At 50.2% G+C, this 17,078-nt stretch carries 16 protein-coding genes; 8 read left to right on the top strand and 8 right to left on the bottom strand.

The window, feature by feature from the left end; translation table 11 throughout:
* Positions 1–87 precede the first annotated feature (87 nt).
* Positions 88–2,613 (top strand): AAA family ATPase, encoded by a 2,526-nt coding sequence (locus tag ACYQ1O_RS02225; RefSeq protein ID WP_459989990.1) that lies wholly within the window; start codon positions 88–90, stop codon positions 2,611–2,613.
* Between the two features lie 178 nt (positions 2,614–2,791).
* On the opposite strand, the gene ACYQ1O_RS02220 is transcribed toward ACYQ1O_RS02225, so the two are convergent.
* Complete coding sequence (locus tag ACYQ1O_RS02220) at positions 2,792–3,115, bottom strand: hypothetical protein (protein WP_459989988.1); 324 nt, start codon at positions 3,113–3,115, stop codon at positions 2,792–2,794.
* Positions 3,116–3,121: 6 nt separating this feature from the next.
* Entirely contained in the window at positions 3,122–3,781 is a 660-nt protein-coding gene (locus tag ACYQ1O_RS02215) for a hypothetical protein (RefSeq protein ID WP_459989986.1), read from the bottom strand.
* Positions 3,782–3,954: 173 nt separating this feature from the next.
* Between ACYQ1O_RS02215 and fucP the strand changes: the two genes are divergently transcribed.
* The gene (fucP, locus tag ACYQ1O_RS02210) at positions 3,955–5,208 is read left to right on the top strand and encodes an L-fucose:H+ symporter permease (RefSeq protein WP_459989985.1); all 1,254 of its coding nucleotides are present in this window, start codon (positions 3,955–3,957) and stop codon (positions 5,206–5,208) included.
* Here the strand turns inward: fucP and ACYQ1O_RS02205 are convergent.
* Both ACYQ1O_RS02205 and ACYQ1O_RS02200 read right to left on the bottom strand, forming a co-directional pair.
* The gene (locus ACYQ1O_RS02205; RefSeq protein ID WP_459989983.1) at positions 5,197–5,772 is read right to left on the bottom strand and encodes a YigZ family protein; all 576 of its coding nucleotides are present in this window, start codon (positions 5,770–5,772) and stop codon (positions 5,197–5,199) included. The two genes, fucP and ACYQ1O_RS02205, sit on opposite strands and share 12 nt — an antisense overlap.
* A gap of 170 nt (positions 5,773–5,942) precedes the next feature.
* Positions 5,943–7,607: a glutamine--tRNA ligase/YqeY domain fusion protein gene (locus tag ACYQ1O_RS02200; RefSeq protein ID WP_459989981.1), complete on the bottom strand. Its 1,665-nt coding sequence runs from the start codon at positions 7,605–7,607 to the stop codon at positions 5,943–5,945.
* A gap of 421 nt (positions 7,608–8,028) precedes the next feature.
* Between ACYQ1O_RS02200 and ACYQ1O_RS02195 the strand changes: the two genes are divergently transcribed.
* On the top strand, positions 8,029–9,396 hold the full coding sequence (locus ACYQ1O_RS02195; RefSeq protein WP_459989979.1) for a PKD domain-containing protein: 1,368 nt from the start codon (positions 8,029–8,031) through the stop codon (positions 9,394–9,396).
* Positions 9,397–9,428: 32 nt separating this feature from the next.
* On the opposite strand, the gene ACYQ1O_RS02190 is transcribed toward ACYQ1O_RS02195, so the two are convergent.
* Together ACYQ1O_RS02190 and ACYQ1O_RS02185 are read right to left on the bottom strand one after the other, a co-directional pair.
* The gene (locus tag ACYQ1O_RS02190) at positions 9,429–9,665 is read right to left on the bottom strand and encodes a TIGR02450 family Trp-rich protein (protein WP_459989977.1); all 237 of its coding nucleotides are present in this window, start codon (positions 9,663–9,665) and stop codon (positions 9,429–9,431) included.
* Positions 9,666–9,669: 4 nt separating this feature from the next.
* Positions 9,670–10,569, bottom strand: a complete 900-nt coding sequence (locus ACYQ1O_RS02185; RefSeq protein ID WP_459989975.1) for a TIGR01777 family oxidoreductase — start codon at positions 10,567–10,569, stop codon at positions 9,670–9,672.
* 378 nt (positions 10,570–10,947) lie between these two features.
* Here ACYQ1O_RS02185 and ACYQ1O_RS02180 point away from each other — a divergent pair, with 378 nt between their 5' ends.
* A complete protein-coding gene (locus ACYQ1O_RS02180) occupies positions 10,948–11,391 on the top strand; it encodes a hypothetical protein (RefSeq protein ID WP_459989974.1) in 444 nt (147 codons plus the stop codon).
* A complete protein-coding gene (locus tag ACYQ1O_RS02175; protein WP_459989972.1) occupies positions 11,384–11,938 on the top strand; it encodes a lipocalin family protein in 555 nt (184 codons plus the stop codon). The genes ACYQ1O_RS02180 and ACYQ1O_RS02175 overlap by 8 nt, the downstream gene beginning before the upstream one ends.
* A gap of 67 nt (positions 11,939–12,005) precedes the next feature.
* Here the strand turns inward: ACYQ1O_RS02175 and ACYQ1O_RS02170 are convergent, their stop codons facing one another.
* A complete protein-coding gene (locus tag ACYQ1O_RS02170; RefSeq protein ID WP_459989970.1) occupies positions 12,006–12,278 on the bottom strand; it encodes an oxidative damage protection protein in 273 nt (90 codons plus the stop codon).
* On the bottom strand, positions 12,271–13,326 hold the full coding sequence (gene mutY / locus ACYQ1O_RS02165) for an A/G-specific adenine glycosylase (protein ID WP_459989967.1): 1,056 nt from the start codon (positions 13,324–13,326) through the stop codon (positions 12,271–12,273). Before mutY ends, ACYQ1O_RS02170 begins: the two co-directional genes overlap by 8 nt.
* 226 nt (positions 13,327–13,552) lie before the next feature.
* Here mutY and ACYQ1O_RS02160 point away from each other — a divergent pair, with 226 nt between their 5' ends.
* The 3 genes from ACYQ1O_RS02160 (at position 13,553) to ACYQ1O_RS02150 (ending at position 17,034) form a co-directional block, all read left to right on the top strand.
* Positions 13,553–14,572, top strand: a complete 1,020-nt coding sequence (locus ACYQ1O_RS02160) for a M14 family zinc carboxypeptidase (RefSeq protein ID WP_459989966.1) — start codon at positions 13,553–13,555, stop codon at positions 14,570–14,572.
* The gene (locus tag ACYQ1O_RS02155) at positions 14,562–15,338 is read left to right on the top strand and encodes an alpha/beta fold hydrolase (protein WP_459989964.1); all 777 of its coding nucleotides are present in this window, start codon (positions 14,562–14,564) and stop codon (positions 15,336–15,338) included. The genes ACYQ1O_RS02160 and ACYQ1O_RS02155 overlap by 11 nt, the downstream gene beginning before the upstream one ends.
* Before the next feature lie 103 nt (positions 15,339–15,441).
* Positions 15,442–17,034 carry a peptide chain release factor 3 gene (locus tag ACYQ1O_RS02150; protein ID WP_459989962.1) on the top strand — a complete coding sequence of 531 codons (1,593 nt, stop codon included), beginning with the start codon at positions 15,442–15,444 and terminating at the stop codon, positions 17,032–17,034.
* Positions 17,035–17,078 lie beyond the last annotated feature (44 nt).

The raw sequence follows: 17,078 nt of genomic DNA, 5'->3' as shown, positions 1-17,078 counted from the left end.
ATGCAGCCCCAGACGCTCCAGCGTCGATTTACGCAACGCTGGAGCGTTGCTGGATGAATTCCCACGCGGAGCGTGGGAACTATAAAATTGAAATCACCCAAAATCATGACCTACAAAGACCCAACCCTAAACCTCTACAACCCCGCCGCCCAAGACCCCGAACAACTCTTGGCGGATTTCATTGATCGCAAAAGCCTGCTGGATAAAATCCTCGCTATCGTCCGCGCCAACACGCCGGACAGGCCACAGCAACATCTGGTGTTAATCGGTCCGCGCGGCATGGGTAAAACCACCTTACTGTGCGCCATCAAACATACGATAGAACGCGACGATGCCTTAAACGCCGACTGGTTGCCGTTGCTGTTCCAAGAAGAACAATACGGCATCGGCGATTTGGCGGATTTTTGGCTGGAAGCCTTGCGTCATTTGCAGAAAAGCAACCAAACCGCCGACCGTTTGCTGGCAGAAGATGCCGACAACCTCGCCGAACTTGCCAAACAAGCCTTTCTGGATTTACTGGCAGAAAAAGCCAAACGCGCCATTCTGTTAATCGACAACCTCAACGACATTTTCGCCAACATCGGCGACGACCATGCCCTGCACAGCCTTCGCGCCTTGTGGATGACCGACCCGCGCATTATGGTTATCGGCGCTGCGCCCAGTTATTTTGCCGAAATCACCGAAGTCGACCAGGTCTTCCATGACTTTTTCCGCAGCTTCTCGCTGGAGCGGCTCACGCAAAGCGAATTGGAAGACTTCCTGCGCCGCTACGCCGAAAACCAACACGACGACGCAGTGTTAAACGTTATCGCCAACGCGCCGGAACGCGTCGCCGCCTTACGCATCCTCACTGGCGGTAACCCGCGCTTGGTCAAACTCGGCTACCGCATCTTACGCGACGGTTTAGATGGCGACTTGCGCCACGACTTAGAGCGCATGATTGACGAAACCACGCCGTTTTTTAAACACCGCATCGACAGCCTCGCCAAAGAAGCTCGCCGGACCTTCGATGCCATTGCCCGCCGCTGGGATCCCATCACCGTGGACGACATCCGCCGCGAACTCCGCAAGCCCTCCAACAGCGTCAGCGTGCAAATCAAACGCCTAATCGACGAAGGTTTTATCGAAGAAGCCGCAGGCCACGCCAAGAAAAAAAGCTACCAAGTCAGCGAACGCTTTTACAACATCTACTACCTGATGCGCCATAGCCGCGAAGGCCGCAAACGTCTGCGTTGGCTGGTTGGCTTTATGCAGACTTTTTACACCAAAAAAGATTTTAGGGACTGGGCGAAGCGATTGGAGGGGGATTTGTCTGAGCCACTGTCAGACGGAATGCGGGTGGAGAAATTGGCGTATTTACATGCGCTGAGTGAGGCAGCCGATTATGAAGGAAGGGGTAAGGCTTTTGAAGTGATAGTTCGTGATGCAATTGCACGAAATAACCGAAGAGCGTTAGATGAAGAAATTGCCGATGGTGATCCAATAGAAAAACACGGCTGGCGATATTTGATTGCTGAAGTAATTTGGCTATTAGAACCAGAGAGTCGCAAATCTCTTGCAAAATGGAAATATGGGGATTGGTGGAGAGAATTAGACGAATTTATAATTTCTTCTGGGCTGAACTTATCTGATGCAGAGGCATGTATCGCTGAATTAGGTGGTTGGGGAATGGATTCCGCTAAAAAAGCTTATGCAGCGGGAGTGATCCTTCAAGACTTGTTTCATCGAGAGCAAGAGGCAGAAGCTGCCTTCCGTAAATCAATTTCGTATGACCCAAATTATAGCTGTCCCTGGAATGGCCTCGGTAAATATTTTAATAGGATGAAAAACCATATAGACGCCGAGTATGCCTACCGCAAAGTTATTTTAATTGAGCCGGAATGTAGTCACTATTGGTGTAACTTGAGCATAACGCTTGGGCATCGAAATCGTCTTGATGAAGCCGAAATTGCTTCCAGAAAAGCTATAGAGATTGACTCCAAACACATCCCTGCTTGGGAATACTTGGGGACGATACTTGATAGTCTTGGCCGATATAAAGAAGCAGAGTCCGTTTTTAAAAATGCCATAAAAATCAACTCAATGTACGTTCCTATTTGGCATAATTTGGGAAGTTTGCTTGCGAATCAAAATAGATGTGAAGAAGCTGAAGCATGTTATCTAAAAGCTACAGAATTAGATCGGCAGCATTATTACAGTTGGGGCTGTTTAGCCGTATTATATTTGTTTAATTTGAATAAGAAAGAAGCAGGCATAGCTGCATTAGCCCAAGGCTTGGCCTTAAACCCTAATTACGATCATGGTCGCTATGTATTAAAAAACTTCTGGCAACAAGCCCTACCCACCTTCGCCCAACATATCGCCAGCAACCAAGACGGCGCAGACAACCTCCGCTCCGCCATGACCGACGAGCTACTGGCACAAGCCAGCAGCGGCAACGGTGCGGCAGTGCTAGACGCCCTGCAAGCCTTGGACGAAACCGCCCAGCAACCCTTCGAGCCGTTGCTGCTGGCCTTGCAAGCCCAAACCGACCGCAGCCTCCTCTATCGCATCGCCCGCGAAAAACGCGATTTGGTGCTGGATGTGATGGCGCGGATTGATGGCGAGCATTAATCACCCCATTAGTTTTGCTAAACAGAGACCTTTCAGGTTTTTAAAACCTGAAAGGTCTTATAACAACAAAATCTCAGTTAAACCTGTAGGTTGGGTGACAAAGGAACCCCTACAATTGGTGTTCCTGATGTGTTGGGGTTCGTTCATTTTATGCCCTTGGGTACACCAGCCTACGATACTAATCGAATCCACGATTCAGGCAATGGTGATGGTAAAAATCAACGTGATATTGTTTTTCAAAGATGCCATCAAAAAACATGTTTTTTGACTCCTCTTCCATGCAATCACTTAATTTTTTACCACTACCCAGGCAATCTGGAGTACAAAACATGTTTTGTACTCCCAACCTCTTGCCACGATTAGGATGTCGATTTAATGGTTTTACTATAAGGATTCGCTGAACAACGCCTACGCTAGCTTTCGGCAACCAACCTATCATTAGATTCCATTGGCGGTGTTGCTTTTTTTCAGGCAGAACCCTAAAGGAATCAACTCTTTCCACGTTTGCTTAATAACACTGCCAAAACGCACAATCCGCAAAAACATACATCACGCCGGCATCGCCTAGGTTGGTTTCTATCAGCATTTCGTCGAATTGCCAGAGGAAATGGCCTTGGTGTTCGTCAAATTGCAGCCACAAGGGTTTGCCGCCGGCGTATGAGCTAGTAAAAACGGCGTCATGCAATTTTGCCAAGGGCGTTTCTTCTTCATCAAGCGATTCATCAAAGACCGATTCCGGCACTTGCACGGCGGTGACGCGGTATGCGCTGGCGGCTTTGGTGTTTTCGCGCGGGTTGTGCGCCAGTTCGCCGTTGTCGATGTCGGCTTGCGATAAGGCGACGATGGCGGTTTCTTGGGTGTTGGGTGCGTAGGCTTCATTCATCAGGCGGTCGCTGATGAATAAGGCAATGGCACGGGTGTTGGCAAATGCGCCGGTTTGCAGGTCGGGCATGGCTTGCAGGTCAACGGTTATCAGGTGTTCCATGGGCTTGCCGTTAAATTCGGGCCACGCGTCGGGCGATACACCGATGGGGTTGCCGTCCAGGCGCGCAACGCTGCCAGGCGGAAGTGCTGCGCCGGTGGCTTCCAGCAGGTAAAGGGTGGTGGGTTTGCTGGCTGATGTTGCCAGTATTTCCGATGCAAGTTGTTGGATCAGTTCAATGCTCATGCCAATCTCCGCCAAGGTGTTGTGTGGGTTTAAAACGCGGGCTTAGATTACTGCCAGAAAGGCGCGGCACCAAGCGGATATTTTACTGCCACCAGGAAACTGTTTTTGAAAACGCCACAGCCTTGTAAACTGGCTGCCATTTCATCCATGACTTTCCCTTTTCGCACACGACTATGACCGAACCGAGCAAAAATCCCCATTTAGGCGCATTAAGCATTCTGACTTCGTTGTTTTTCATTTGGGGTTTTCTCACTTGCCTGAATGACATCCTTATCCCGCATTTAAAAGCGGTGTTTACGCTGAATTACGCGCAGGCGATGCTGATCCAATTTTGTTTTTTTGCCGCGTATTTTGTCGTTTCCGTACCCAGTGGCGCGGTGGTGGAAAAGATAGGTTATCAGAACGGCATTGTCACTGGTTTGGCGATTGCCGGTTGCGGCTGTTTGCTGTTTTACCCGTCGGCGGCATTGCGTTCATATCCCTTATTTTTAAGCGCATTTTTTGTGTTGGCGGCGGGCATTACCTTGTTGCAGGTGGCTGCCAATCCGTATGTGACTTTGCTGGGTGCGCCGGAAAGCGCGTCCAGTCGCTTAACCCTAACCCAAGCCTTCAACGCTTTAGGCACAACGGTTGCGCCGTATTTGGGGGCGACTTTTATTTTGGCGACGGCAGTCAAAAGTGCCGATGATTTACGGCTTTTGAACAGCGGGCAATTGGCGGATTACCAAGCCGCCGAAGCGGCAGCGGTGCAAATGCCGTATTTGCTGTTGGCGGCGGTGTTGTTTGCGTTGGCGTTGCTGTTCGCGCTGCTGAAATTGCCCAAGATTGCTGCGCCAACAGCAAATGGCACGGCGAAGGCCGATCAGAACGCTTGGCAATATCGGCATTTGCTGTTGGGCGTGGTGGGCATTTTTGTTTATGTGGGCGCGGAAGTTTCTATCGGTAGTTTTTTGGTGAGTTTTATCAGCCAAACCGCCGCCTTGGCAGAGCAGGACGCCGCCAAATATGTGTCGTTTTATTGGGGCGGGGCGATGGTCGGGCGCTTTGTGGGCGCGTGGGCGATGCAGCAATTTAAGCCCGGCAAGGTGTTGGCGACCCATGCCTGTGTCGCGGCATTGTTGGTGTGCGTGACCATTGTGGGTGAGGGCGCGTGGGTGATGTGGACGATTTTGGCGGTGGGGTTGTGCAATTCGATTATGTTCCCGACCATTTTTTCGTTGGCGTTAAACGGTTTGGGTGAACACACGGGGCAGGGTTCGGGGTTGTTGTGCGCGGCGATTGTCGGCGGTGCCCTTTTGCCGGTGCTGCAAGGTGTGTTGGCGGATCATTTGGGTTTGCAAACGGCCTTTGTATTGCCGGTGTTGTGTTATTTGTATATTGCCTATTACGGCTGGCTGGGTTCGCGGTTTAAGCTTTTAGGTGCGTAATGCGCCGGGAAAACCGCTGAGCAAGGCTTCGGTTTGTGCGGCGGGCAGTTGTATTTGCAGGCGGATTTGTTCGGCAAAATCTTGTTGGATAATCTGCCCGCCGAGTTTTTTGAGTTGGTATTCCAAGGGTTGCAGCTGCGGGTAATCTAGCGTCAAGTGCAGCCTGGCCATTTCAATGTAAGGGTAGATTTCCGCCGCATCCAAGGCCAGTTTGGCCGTGTTGCCGTAAGCGCGGGTCAGGCCGCCTGCGCCCAGCTTAATGCCGCCGTAGTAACGGATAACCACGGCTAAAACGTTAATCAGGTCATTGCCGTCCAAGTGCTGGTAAATGGGTTTGCCCGCTGTGCCGGTGGGTTCGCCGGCATCGTGGAAGCGGTAATGGATGCCTTGTTCGGTTTTTAGCCGGTAGGCGAAGGCAATATGGGTGGCGTTGGCGTGTTCCGCGTGCAGTTGCCGTAATTGCTGCAAGGCTTCGCGCTCGTCGGCGCAAGGTGTGATGATGCCGATAAAGCGTGATTTTTTTATCAGCTCTTCGACGCTTTGGTAAGACTTAACGCAGTTCATTCATCGGGTTTGGCAAGTCTAAAAGCCAGCCCTTTTCCGGCGTGGAAAAGGGAGGTTTTTGGGATGGGGCAACTCAGGTTGGCTGGGCTGGCAGACGATGATACACCCCGTTTTGGGTGCATCATCGTAGGACATTTTTTCAGGCAGGCAAGATAAGGCAATACTTGCCCTCAGTCTTTTTCCCAATTTTCGCGCAAGGTTACTGTGCGGTTAAACACAAACTTTCCATCGACACTGTCGATGCTGTCCAGACAGAAATAGCCGGTGCGTTCAAATTGGTAACGGTACTCGCCGGTTGCTGCCGCCAAGCTGTTTTCAACACGGCAACCATTGAGGATTTCTAAAGAATCGGGGTTGAGCGCATCCAAGAAATTGTCTTCGTTGTCCGGTTGCGGCACGGCAAACAAGCGGCTGTACAAACGCACTTCGGCGGTGTGTGAATGGGCTTCTGAAACCCAGTGGATCACGCCTTTCACTTTGCGGCCTTCAGGGTTTTTACCTAAGGTGTCGGGGTCGTAGGTGCAGCGCAATTCGGTGATGTTGCCGTCGGCATCTTTAATGATGCTGTTGCAGCGGATCACGTAAGAGCCGCGCAAGCGCACCTCGCCACCTTCCACCAAACGTTTGTATTTGGCGGGCGGGTTTTCGGAAAAGTCATCGCGTTCGATCAACACCACTTTGTCGAAAGGCACGGGGCGTTTGCCCAATTCGGGGCGTTGCGGGTGGTTGCTGATGTCCAGCTGCTCAACTTGCCCGTCAGGGTAGTTGTCGATCACTACGCGGATAGGGTCTAGCACCGCCATGGCGCGCAAAGCGTTTTCGTTAAGGTCTTCACGGATGCAGTATTCCAACACCCCCATTTCAATCCAAGAGTTTTGCTTGGTCAGGCCGATGCGTTCGCAAAAGTCGCGGATGGCTTTGGGCGTGACTCCGGCGCGGCGCAAGCCTGCCAAGGTGGGCATGCGCGGGTCATCCCAGCCATTGACGTGTTTTTCGGTGACCAGTTGGTTGAGTTTGCGTTTGCTGACGATGGTGTATTCCAGCTGTAAGCGGGCAAATTCAATTTGTTGCGGGTGGCAAGGCGTGTTGAGTTCGTCCAGCACCCAGTCGTAGAGCGGGCGGTGGTCTTCGAATTCCAGTGTACATAAGGAGTGGGTGATGCCTTCCAGCGCGTCGGAAATGCAGTGCGTGTAGTCGTACATCGGGTAGATGCACCAAGCGTCGCCGGTGCGGTGGTGGTGGACGCGGCGGATGCGGTAGATGGTCGGGTCGCGCATGTTGATGTTGGGCGAGGCCATGTCAATTTTGGCGCGCAGCACATACTGCCCGTCGGCAAATTCACCGGCGCGCATGCGTTGGAACAGGTCGAGGTTTTCGGCAATCGGGCGGTCGCGGTCTGGGCTGGCTTTGCCGGGTTCGGTCAAGGTGCCGCGATTGGCGCGGATTTGCTCAGGGCTAGAGCTGTCCACATAGGCCAAGCCTTTTTCAATCAACTGTACGGCGTAGTCGAAAAGCTGTTCAAAGTAATCCGATGCGTGGTAAAGCCCGGACCATTCAAAACCCAGCCATTGCACATCGCGGGCAATGGATTCCATGTATTCGACGCTTTCTTTTTCGGGGTTGGTGTCGTCAAAACGCAAATTGCAAGTGCCCTGGTTTTCGAGGGCGATGCCAAAGTTAAGGCAGATGGATTTGGCGTGACCGATATGCAAATAGCCGTTCGGTTCGGGCGGAAAACGGGTGGCGACTTTGCCATTGTGTTTGTTTTCCTTAAGGTCGGTGGCGACGATTTGCCGGATAAAGTTTGCGGGGAGCTGGTTTTCGGTAGTGGACATGGGGTGATCTTGTAATGGGTTCGCGGAAGGGATGGCGCGGTGTTGCGAGGCGCTAAACATAAAAAAAACAGTCTGCGGCAATACTACTGTAATTGCCAAAGCCAGTAAAGCTTGGCGCGGTCAGCCAAGTGTTGTCCTGCTGGAGGGGCGCTCACTACTGACAAATGCCTGCTTGGTGAGGCCATCCGATTGCAATTGCAATACTAAAAAACGTGATGGACGTCACTGTTTTGAAAATAATAAAATTTGCGCATAGATAAATTACCAATACTCACTATGCTTTGATGAAAATTGTAAGGCTTTGTGTAAAAAGGAATTTGCTGTTTTTTTGAAAGTGCATTTTCATAAAAACGCCGTAATTGTAGGAGGCTGGTCAAGCTAGACCAACTGTTCCGTTGTTTTCATTTTAGTTTAGGTATCTATGAAAAATTTAATTAACGCCATCGGGGCGGCTGCGCAAAAGCCCTTGCCAGTCGTGGTTTATAAAAATCCCTCAGTTTGCTTATTTCTTATACTGCCTTTGTTGATGTTGGCGGGCAGTGCCTCGGCGGCGTGGGTTAAGCCTAATTCGTTGCCAGTTGCCAAAATTGTTACAACGACGACTTTGGGTGCAGTGCCTTTTACAACGTCTTTCGATGCGACAACAAGCCGCGACCCTGATGGTGTTATTACGTCATATCGTTGGGCATTTGGCGATGGCGGTACAGCAACCGGTTCAAAAACAGGCCATTTATACGCTGTGCCAGGCACCTATAACGTAGCTTTGACGGTGACGGACGACAAAGGCGCAGTATCCACAACCTCGGTTGCGGTAACAGTTATTACCGCGCCTGCGCCAACGCCAATAGGGACGCGTCCGGTCGGCATTTATTCGTTGGATAAGGTATTGGATTTGCCTTATGTTTCCGGTGTTACCCTGCGCCCTAAATGGTCAGATATTGAGCCTATTGAAGGGGTGTATGATTTTTCTAAGATTGAACCGGTTATACGTCAAGCCGTGTTAATCGGGCAATCCATTACCATTGCAACGCGGGTCAATTTTGAACCCACTTGGTTGCTCAACAAAACACCGGCGGACAATAAATATTCGGCACCCCAAGGTATTGAAATTGTGCCTTGGGATGAATACATGTTGCAGGCAATGGCGAAATTGGCGATTGCCCAAAGCAACTTTATGGTGGATGGCGTAGCTCTTAAAGACTTGCCTAATGTTAAGCAAATTGATGCGCCCGTGGGTACGGCGAATGCTATCCGGCTTGTTTCCTTGCCAAAAAACTATACGGCCAACCTTTATAAGGCATCGGTCAAGCGTTCCATTCGTATTTGGGCGAATGCTTATCCGGATAAATTGATTTATACCGCCATCTTCGGCATTAAAGATGGTACGCGTACAACCACTACCAGCTTGTCTACTGGCGATAGCTTAAGGGATGAGTTGCTGGCGGAGTTTAATGGCGTTGATAAGCAAAGGATCAACTTCTTTGCCGAGTACTGGACGGGGTTAAGTCCGGTGGTCGCCAACAGCACGACATTGAACGCTGTTAAGGATGAGACATCCATCATGATGCAGGCTTGTGGTTCTTGGACAGGACAAACGGCGCTGGTTTGGGCGCAATGTAACTGGTTCAAACCCGTAGATAGCCCAGAACTGGGTTTTAATAATGCCATCACCAATTTTAATAGCACTTATTTCGAGCTGTATCAGGATGATTTGCTAAACCCAAACTACACCAGCCAATTTGAAGCGGCTGATAGTTGGATTAAAGATTTGTACAGCGTCTTAAATTAAAAGCTAAAAAGGAGGGTGAAAGCCCTCCTTTTTTATTGCCATCCTTGTTGCCAATGCGCACTTTCTTGCAGTTCTCGCCAATCTATTTGGTACTCGTTTTTATTAATGACGGCCTCCAACAGGCAGGCAATAATTTGCCCGTTGTCATCATCCCTTATCAGCTTCGTCACTAAAAAATGCTTTTCTTTATTGCGCGGGGTTACTGCTGTCCACTTGCTTAACAATAGCTTTTCGGGATTGATGCGGGTTTTGGCAAGAGGGCTAGGCACTTTTTTACTTTTTTAAGCAGCTGATGAGTGCCGATTCTAGTGTCAGGTAGGCAAATTGGAAGCCGTCTTTCAATAAGCGGTCTGGCAAAACTTTTTGGCTGCCTAAAATGAGTCCTGCCATTTCCCCTAATCCAATTTTTAACAGCCAGCTGGGCAAGGGCAGTAGGGCAGGCCGTTTAACGATACTTGCCAAGGTTTGGGTAAATTCGGCATTCGTGACAGGGTTGGGGGCGACAGCGTTATATGCGCCTCGCATTTCAGGGTTATTTATCATGAATTCGATAATAGTAGCCCAATCATCCCGGTGTATCCATGACATCCATTGTTTGCCGTTGCCTGTTTGTCCGCCTAAACCCATCAAGAAGGGGATGAGCATTTTTTCTAGTAGCCCACCGTTTTTACCCAAAACAAGACCTGTCCTGATAAGGCAAACTCTTACACCAAATTTTTCAGTCTGCCTGGCGGCCATTTCCCAATCTACGCACAACTGCTGGGAAAAGTCGGTGCGTACGGGCGATTGTTCGGTAATGGTCGCGTCGCCTTGGTCGCCATAAAAGCCAATGGCTGAGCCGCTGATGAGCAGTTGCGGCTTGCTTCGCATGCGTGCAATAGCCCTAACCAGTTGCTCGGTCAGCTCGATACGGCTGTTTCTTATCCGTTTTTTTTGTTCAGCGCTCCAGCGTCTGCCAAAGATGGGTTCGCCCGCCAAGTTGATAAGGACGTCGAAGCTGTCTTCAGGGTGGATTTCTTCTAAATCTCGGATGGTAGCGATGGCGCTGCCACATTTTTCTTTTGCGGCATCCTCGTTGCGGGTGACAACAGTGATGGTATGGCTTTGTCCAAGCAGGCGTTGACAAAGGGTGCTGCCTAAGAATCCGCTGCCGCCTGTAATCAGTATTTTCATGGCTGAATCCTCAAAAGACTTGGAGGGAATAAGAGTTTTTAAGTGATTAATATGCTTTAACTATAACAGAATTAGTTTTATAAAAAACTGTTTCGAAGGTGTTTCATGGTGAATGATGACGTTACTAAAAAAGAATTTTCAATATTTGTACAAGTTTTGTTCATGTATATATTGACAGGGTGGGGTGCTGCGGGTAAGTTAATCGACAAGCCACTTGAGCGTATTTTTCAAATGGTTTCAGACTCTCTCTAGTGTTGTATGAGTTTCTTAGTCACACGGACGGATTAAGAAAGCACCGTCCTCCTCTATAAGTCCCTCTCACGCTTTACTAGGGGAGGGATTTTTTTTTACCTAGATATAAAACTTAGAGCTGTTTTTATGAAAGAATTTACTGCAAAAAGTCTGCTTGGTATTAAATTTCTGGTGTTGGCTAATTTTTATACTGCCGTGATCGTGTTGGTTGGCGGAAGCTTGCTGTCGGTCAGCAGCGACTTTTCAATCTTCGAATTCAATTCCGACTTATACGGCGCGCTTGATAACAACCTGCAAATGATGATGGTTTATTTGGCAGTCACCGAAGCAGTGATTGTCGGTTATAGCCTGTTCACCAAAAGCCACCAATTAATGATTGCCGTGGGCTTTTTCCTGATTTTAATGATTGGTTCGATAGAGTTTTACGGTGAAATCAACACCATTGCCATCGACAGCAATTTTTATTTGTTTTTCTTGTACACAGGGGTTTCGCACATGTTGTTTGGTGTGATGGCAACGCTTGGCAAACCCGTCGAATTTAAAAACCATTCCGATAATGTCCATGAATAAGCTACGTTCTTCAATGGCTAAGCCGTCCATTAAAAAAGTACTGGGCGCATTATTTTTGGCCTTTGTGTCTTCCTGTTCCACTGAGGTGCCTGAAGGCGTTAGTGTGGTGGATGGCTTCGATGCCAAACGTTATACCGGCACATGGTATGAAATTGCCCGCTTGGATCATCGCTTTGAGCGCGGTCTTGAGAAAATATCGGCAACTTATACATTGCGTGATGATGGCGATATTGATGTGCTGAACCAAGGCTGGACGCCTGAATCGGGCGAGTGGAAAAAAGCCGAAGGTCTAGCCAGTTTTGTGGGGGCAAGCGATAAAGGCAGTTTGAAAGTGTCGTTTTTTGGGCCGTTTTATGGCGGTTACCATATCATCGCTTTGGACAAGCAAAATTACAGCTACTCAATGGTCACAGGCCCTGACAAGTCGTATTTTTGGATATTGTCGAGAATCAAAACCCTGCCAAAAGCCACGTTGGACGGGTTGCTGGCACAAGCCAAACAGCAAGGTTTCGCCACCGACCAACTGATTTTTGTCAAACAGGAATAGCTTTTTTTCCACTGTAAGTAAGGAGTGAAAAGCTGTTTTTCACTCCGACAGCCTATGCGAAATACATTCAGTCTTTCGGCGGCACATAGCCTTCCGGCATTTCATTATTACCTTCAAACAAAAACTTACGGCGTTCATCCGCTAAAAAAGACCGTGCTTTAGGGTCAAAACTGGCTAATTTATATTCGTTAATTAGCATGGTTTGTTTGCCCAACCAATCTTTCCACGCTTGTTTGGAAACGTTTTCGAAAATCTCCATGCCTTTGTCGCCAGGAAACGGCGGTTCATCCAAGCCTTCTGTGGCTACGCCTAATTTGACGCAATTCACTATTCTAGTCATTGTCTTCCTCGTTATGCAGTTGTTGTAATAATTGCGTGATGGGCGCAGCCAAAGCCACGCCGTTGCCAAGGCCGATGTTATACCAGAGCGTCTGTTTGGCTTCCATCACATTGTCAGTAAGGTTTTCTATCTCAACCAACAGCGGCGTAAAGTCTAGGTGGAAGTGCGAAAACGTGTGCCGTTTGGTCGCTAAAAGCCGGTGTTTTCCAATGCGGATTTGCTGGCTATGGCACCAAGCCAATGCCGCTTCGGTGTCTTCAAATTCCGGCAAGCTCCACAAGCTGCCCCAAATGCCGACGGGCGGCCTTTTTTCCAACAAAACCTCATTGAAAGAATTGCGTAACATTAAAAAGATAAGCTGTTTAACTGGCTGGCTTTTGGCGGGTTTGGGGGACGGGTAGGCTTGGACATTCCCTAAAAGCAGTGCTTGGCAGCTGTTTTGCAGCGGGCAACTTGGGCATTTGGGCTTGCTGCGCGTACAAACCGTTGCGCCCAAATCCATAATGGCCTGCGTGTAGTCGGCGACGCGCTCAATAGGCGTTAGTTGGCTGCTAAGCGCCCATAGCTGTTTGCTGGTTTGGCTGCTGCCAGGCCAGCCGGAAATGGCTTGATAGCGGCTGAGGACGCGTTTGACGTTGCCGTCTAAGATAGGCTGGCTGTTGTTGAAGGCAATACTTAAGATCGCTCCCGCTGTGGACAGGCCAATGCCCGGTAAGGCCGTCAAGCCTGCTATGGAATCAGGAAAACCACCTTGGGCTGCCATGATCTGTGCCGCTTTGTGGAGATTGCGCGCCCGCGCGTAATAGCCAAGCCCCGCCCAAAATTGCAAAACTTCGTCGGTTGATGCTTGCGCAAGGCTAGCCAGATCGGGGAAGCGTTCGACAAAAGCGTTGAAGTAAGGGATAACAGTGGTCACTTGCGTTTGCTGCAGCATGGTTTCTGACAGCCATACCCGGTAAGGCGTAATGGGGTTTTGCCAGGGCAGGGTTTTTCTGCCGTGCTGGTCAAACCAAGCCAGCAACTGGTGTTGGAATTCGGAGGGATTCATGGTGGGTGGTTAAAAATGATAGCGACCGCGCATTCTAGCCGTTTTATCACGCGAAGCCTAAATCTTGCCTCCCAAAGGATTTTGTGGGGAGAGATAAGTAGGTGCAGAGACAGATCATCGGATTATGTCCATTATCCCGACTTTCGATTAAGAGCTAAATTTTTCACATGACTATAAAGAATATCTTGTTATTGGTTACTCAGCGCCCGTCATTTAAGGCTTATCTATGAAGAGCCTGCGATTTAAAGAGCTGGAGCAGCTCGAAGCGGTTATCGAACAATTCGGCCATCACGCACAGACTGAGATTATTGAACACGTCCACCACAAAGGCCGTGCCTTTCCTATCCATTGCATCACGCTGGGCTCAAATGCTCCGGATGTGCCGGTGTTGTTGTTTATTGGTGGCGTACACGGCTTGGAAAAGATCGGTTCGGAAGTCATCATTGCTTATCTGCAAACTTTGGCGCAATTGCTGGATTGGGATGAAGAGTTTGCCGCCCGCCTAGAAAAATCACGCCTGGTGTTTGTGCCGATACTGAATCCGGTGGGCGTCTACATGGGAACGCGCTGCAACGGCAACGGCGTTGATTTGATGCGCAACTCGCCGGTTGAAGGTGTGGGTGCGACCAAACTCTATAGCGGGCAGCGCATCAGCCCGCATTTGCCGTGGTATCGGGGCAACCATCAGGAAATGGAAAAAGAAGCCCAAGCCTTATGCCGCGTGGTGGAAGCGCATGTTTTTAATGCGCCGCTGTCGATTGCCTTGGATTTGCATTCCGGTTTTGGTATCCGCGATCGCCTGTGGTTTCCCTACGCCTCGCGCAAAACACCGTGCGCTTATATTGCCGAAGCCCTGGCATTGAAGAAACGCTTGGACCGTAGCTACCGTTACCATGTCTACCGCATTGAGCCGATGTGCCAGGAATATGTCATCAATGGCGATTTGTGGGATTATTTGCTGGATGATTTTGTGCAACGCCACGGCAATGACCGGGTGTTCCTGCCGCTGACTTTGGAAATGGGATCATGGCTCTGGTTGCGCAAAAATCCGACCCATTTGTTCTCGCGCTACGGGCTGTTTCATCCGCTCTTGCCGCATCGGCAAAACCGCGTGTTCCGTCGGCATTTTATGCTGTTCGATTTTTTGCACCGCAGCTTGCTGTATCCTAAAGATTGGGCCAATTTGCAACAGCACGAGAAAGCCGAACATCAACAACAAGCGATGGGGTTATGGTATGGACAATAAACCAGCTGGTCAAAACTGGCTATTGCTGCGCGGTTTGGCGCGGGAACCTGCGCACTGGGGCGATTTTATCGGCGTTTTGCAGGCGGCTTTCCCGGATGCCGCCATCAACACTGTGGCTTTGCCCGGCACAGGTGAGTTTTATCAGCAAGACAGCCCCGACAACATCGGCGGCATCAGCGAATTTGTCCGCCAACAAGCCTTGGCGCGCGGACTGTTGGAGAAGCCGGTGACGATTTTAGCGTTGTCACTCGGCGCAATGGTCACTTGGGAGTGGCTGCGCCGCTATCCCGATGATTGCGCCGCTGCCGCCCTTATCAGCACCAGTTTTGCAGGCTTAAGCCCGTTTTATCAACGCTTGCGCTGGCAGGGTTATGGGCAGCTTGTCAGCGTGTTGCGCGAGCGGGATGTTTTCCAAAAAGAATTGAAAACCTTGCAGCTGGTCAACAACAGCCGCGAACGCGATGCGGCGCTTGCCCAACAATGGGCGCAAATCCACCAACAACGACCAATCAGCGCAAAAACGGCCTACCGGCAAATACGGGCGGCTTCGGCTTATCGCCCGCAAGCAGAAAGGCCGGACACGCCGATATTGCTGATAAATTCCCAAGGCGACCATTTGGTGTCGCCCAAATGCTCGGAAGCCATCGCCAAAAAATGGCAATTGGAACTGCGCACACACCCGTGGGCGGGGCATGATTTGACTGTGGACGATGGCGCTTGGGTTGCCGCGCAGCTGCAAGATTGGCTGGCTGGCAGGGCAAAATAAAACGGTGCGGATAGCAAAAGGTCGTGTGGGTTTATAGATTTCAAGCCCATACCTTAAGCCAATCAGTTATAATTTTTCGTTTTTAGCTTAGCCGCCCATCCGCATGTCAGAACCTGTTTCAGAACTCATCACCGAACTCCGCCGTCGCCGCACCTTCGCCATCATCTCCCATCCTGATGCGGGTAAAACCACCATCACCGAAAAACTGCTGCTGTTTGGCGGTGCTATCCAGCTGGCGGGGTCGGTCAAAGGCCGCAAAGCGGCGCGCCATGCGACATCGGACTGGATGGAAATGGAGAAGGAGCGCGGCATTTCGGTGACGACTTCGGTCATGCAGTTTGACCACAACGGCTGCATCATCAATCTGCTCGACACACCAGGCCACGAAGACTTTTCCGAAGATACTTACCGCACTTTGACGGCGGTTGACTCGGCCTTGATGGTGATCGACGTGGCGAAAGGCGTTGAGGAGCGTACCATCAACCTGATGGAAGTCTGTCGTTTGCGCGACACGCCGATTTTGACTTTCATCAACAAGCTCGATCGCGAAGGCCGCGAGCCGATTGAGTTGATGGACGAAGTGGAAGACGTGCTGAAAATCAAATGTGCGCCGATGACCTGGCCCATCGGCATGGGCAAACGGTTTAAAGGTGTTTATCACCTTTATAAAGACGAAATCCATTTGTTCAGCGCGCAACACGGCGGCAAAATTGCCGAAGCTACAATAATCCGTGGATTGGATAGCCAACAGCTGGACGAATTGCTGGGCGATCAGGCGCAGGAATTGCGTGATGAGATTGACTTGGTCAAAGGTGCCAGCCATGAATTTGACCTGAAAGACTACTTGGCGGGCAAGCTCACGCCAGTGTTCTTCGGTTCAGCCATCAACAACTTTGGTATTTTGGAATTGCTCGACGCGTTTGCCGAATACGCGCCGTCGCCGTCACCACGCCAAGCAGAACAGCGTCAAGTGTCGCCTGATGAAGACAAGTTCAGCGGTTTTGTCTTTAAAGTGCAGGCCAATATGGATCCTGCGCACCGCGACCGCGTGGCGTTTTTGCGCGTTTGTTCCGGCAAGTTCGACAAAGGCATGAAAATCTACCATGCCCGTTTAGGCAAGAATGTAGTGGTTGCCAACGCCATCACTTTTCAGGCCGATACCCGCAACAGCGTCGAAGAAGCCTATCCCGGCGATATTATAGGCTTGCACAACCACGGCACTATCCAAGTGGGCGATACCTTCACACAGGGTGAAACCCTCAAGTACGGCGGTATCCCTTATTTTGCGCCGGAATTGTTCCGCCGCGTGGTGTTAAAAGACCCGCTGCGCGCCAAAGCCTTGCAAAAAGGTTTGGTGCAATTGACTGAAGAAGGCGCGACCCAGTTGTTTAGGCCATTGAAAAACAACGATCTGATTTTGGGCGCTGTAGGTGTGTTGCAGTTTGACGTCACCGCGTTCCGCCTAAAAGGCGAGTACAACGTGGAATGTGTTTACGATGCCATTGGCATTTCCACCGTGCGCTGGGTCAGTTCGGACAAGCCTGCCAAATTGGAAGAGTTTAAAAAGAAAGCTTTCGAGAATTTGGCGGAAGACGGCGGCGGTTATTTGGTGTATTTGGCAACCAGCCGCGTCAACCTGCAACTGACCGAAGAACGTTGGCCCGATATTAAATTTAGCGCCACACGCGAGTTGTAAGCACTTTTCTGACCAACGCCTTCTGCCAGTCTTTGATAGGAACC

Source organism: Methylosoma difficile, assembly GCF_054657615.1.
Note: the sequence above shows the minus strand (reverse complement) of the source record. Positions and strands in the feature narration are given on the sequence as shown.

Coding starts and splice junctions, on each gene's coding strand:
- ACYQ1O_RS02175 (WP_459989972.1), top strand. CDS start 11,384: ATGAATAAGCTACGTTCTTCAATGGCTAAGCCGTCCATTAAAAAAGTA.
- ACYQ1O_RS02195 (WP_459989979.1), top strand. CDS start 8,029: ATGAAAAATTTAATTAACGCCATCGGGGCGGCTGCGCAAAAGCCCTTG.
- ACYQ1O_RS02205 (WP_459989983.1), bottom strand. CDS start 5,772: ATGAACTGCGTTAAGTCTTACCAAAGCGTCGAAGAGCTGATAAAAAAA.
- ACYQ1O_RS02185 (WP_459989975.1), bottom strand. CDS start 10,569: ATGAAAATACTGATTACAGGCGGCAGCGGATTCTTAGGCAGCACCCTT.
- ACYQ1O_RS02200 (WP_459989981.1), bottom strand. CDS start 7,607: ATGTCCACTACCGAAAACCAGCTCCCCGCAAACTTTATCCGGCAAATC.
- fucP (WP_459989985.1), top strand. CDS start 3,955: ATGACCGAACCGAGCAAAAATCCCCATTTAGGCGCATTAAGCATTCTG.
- ACYQ1O_RS02160 (WP_459989966.1), top strand. CDS start 13,553: ATGAAGAGCCTGCGATTTAAAGAGCTGGAGCAGCTCGAAGCGGTTATC.
- ACYQ1O_RS02155 (WP_459989964.1), top strand. CDS start 14,562: ATGGACAATAAACCAGCTGGTCAAAACTGGCTATTGCTGCGCGGTTTG.
- ACYQ1O_RS02180 (WP_459989974.1), top strand. CDS start 10,948: ATGAAAGAATTTACTGCAAAAAGTCTGCTTGGTATTAAATTTCTGGTG.
- ACYQ1O_RS02150 (WP_459989962.1), top strand. CDS start 15,442: ATGTCAGAACCTGTTTCAGAACTCATCACCGAACTCCGCCGTCGCCGC.
- ACYQ1O_RS02215 (WP_459989986.1), bottom strand. CDS start 3,781: ATGAGCATTGAACTGATCCAACAACTTGCATCGGAAATACTGGCAACA.
- mutY (WP_459989967.1), bottom strand. CDS start 13,326: ATGAATCCCTCCGAATTCCAACACCAGTTGCTGGCTTGGTTTGACCAG.
- ACYQ1O_RS02170 (WP_459989970.1), bottom strand. CDS start 12,278: ATGACTAGAATAGTGAATTGCGTCAAATTAGGCGTAGCCACAGAAGGC.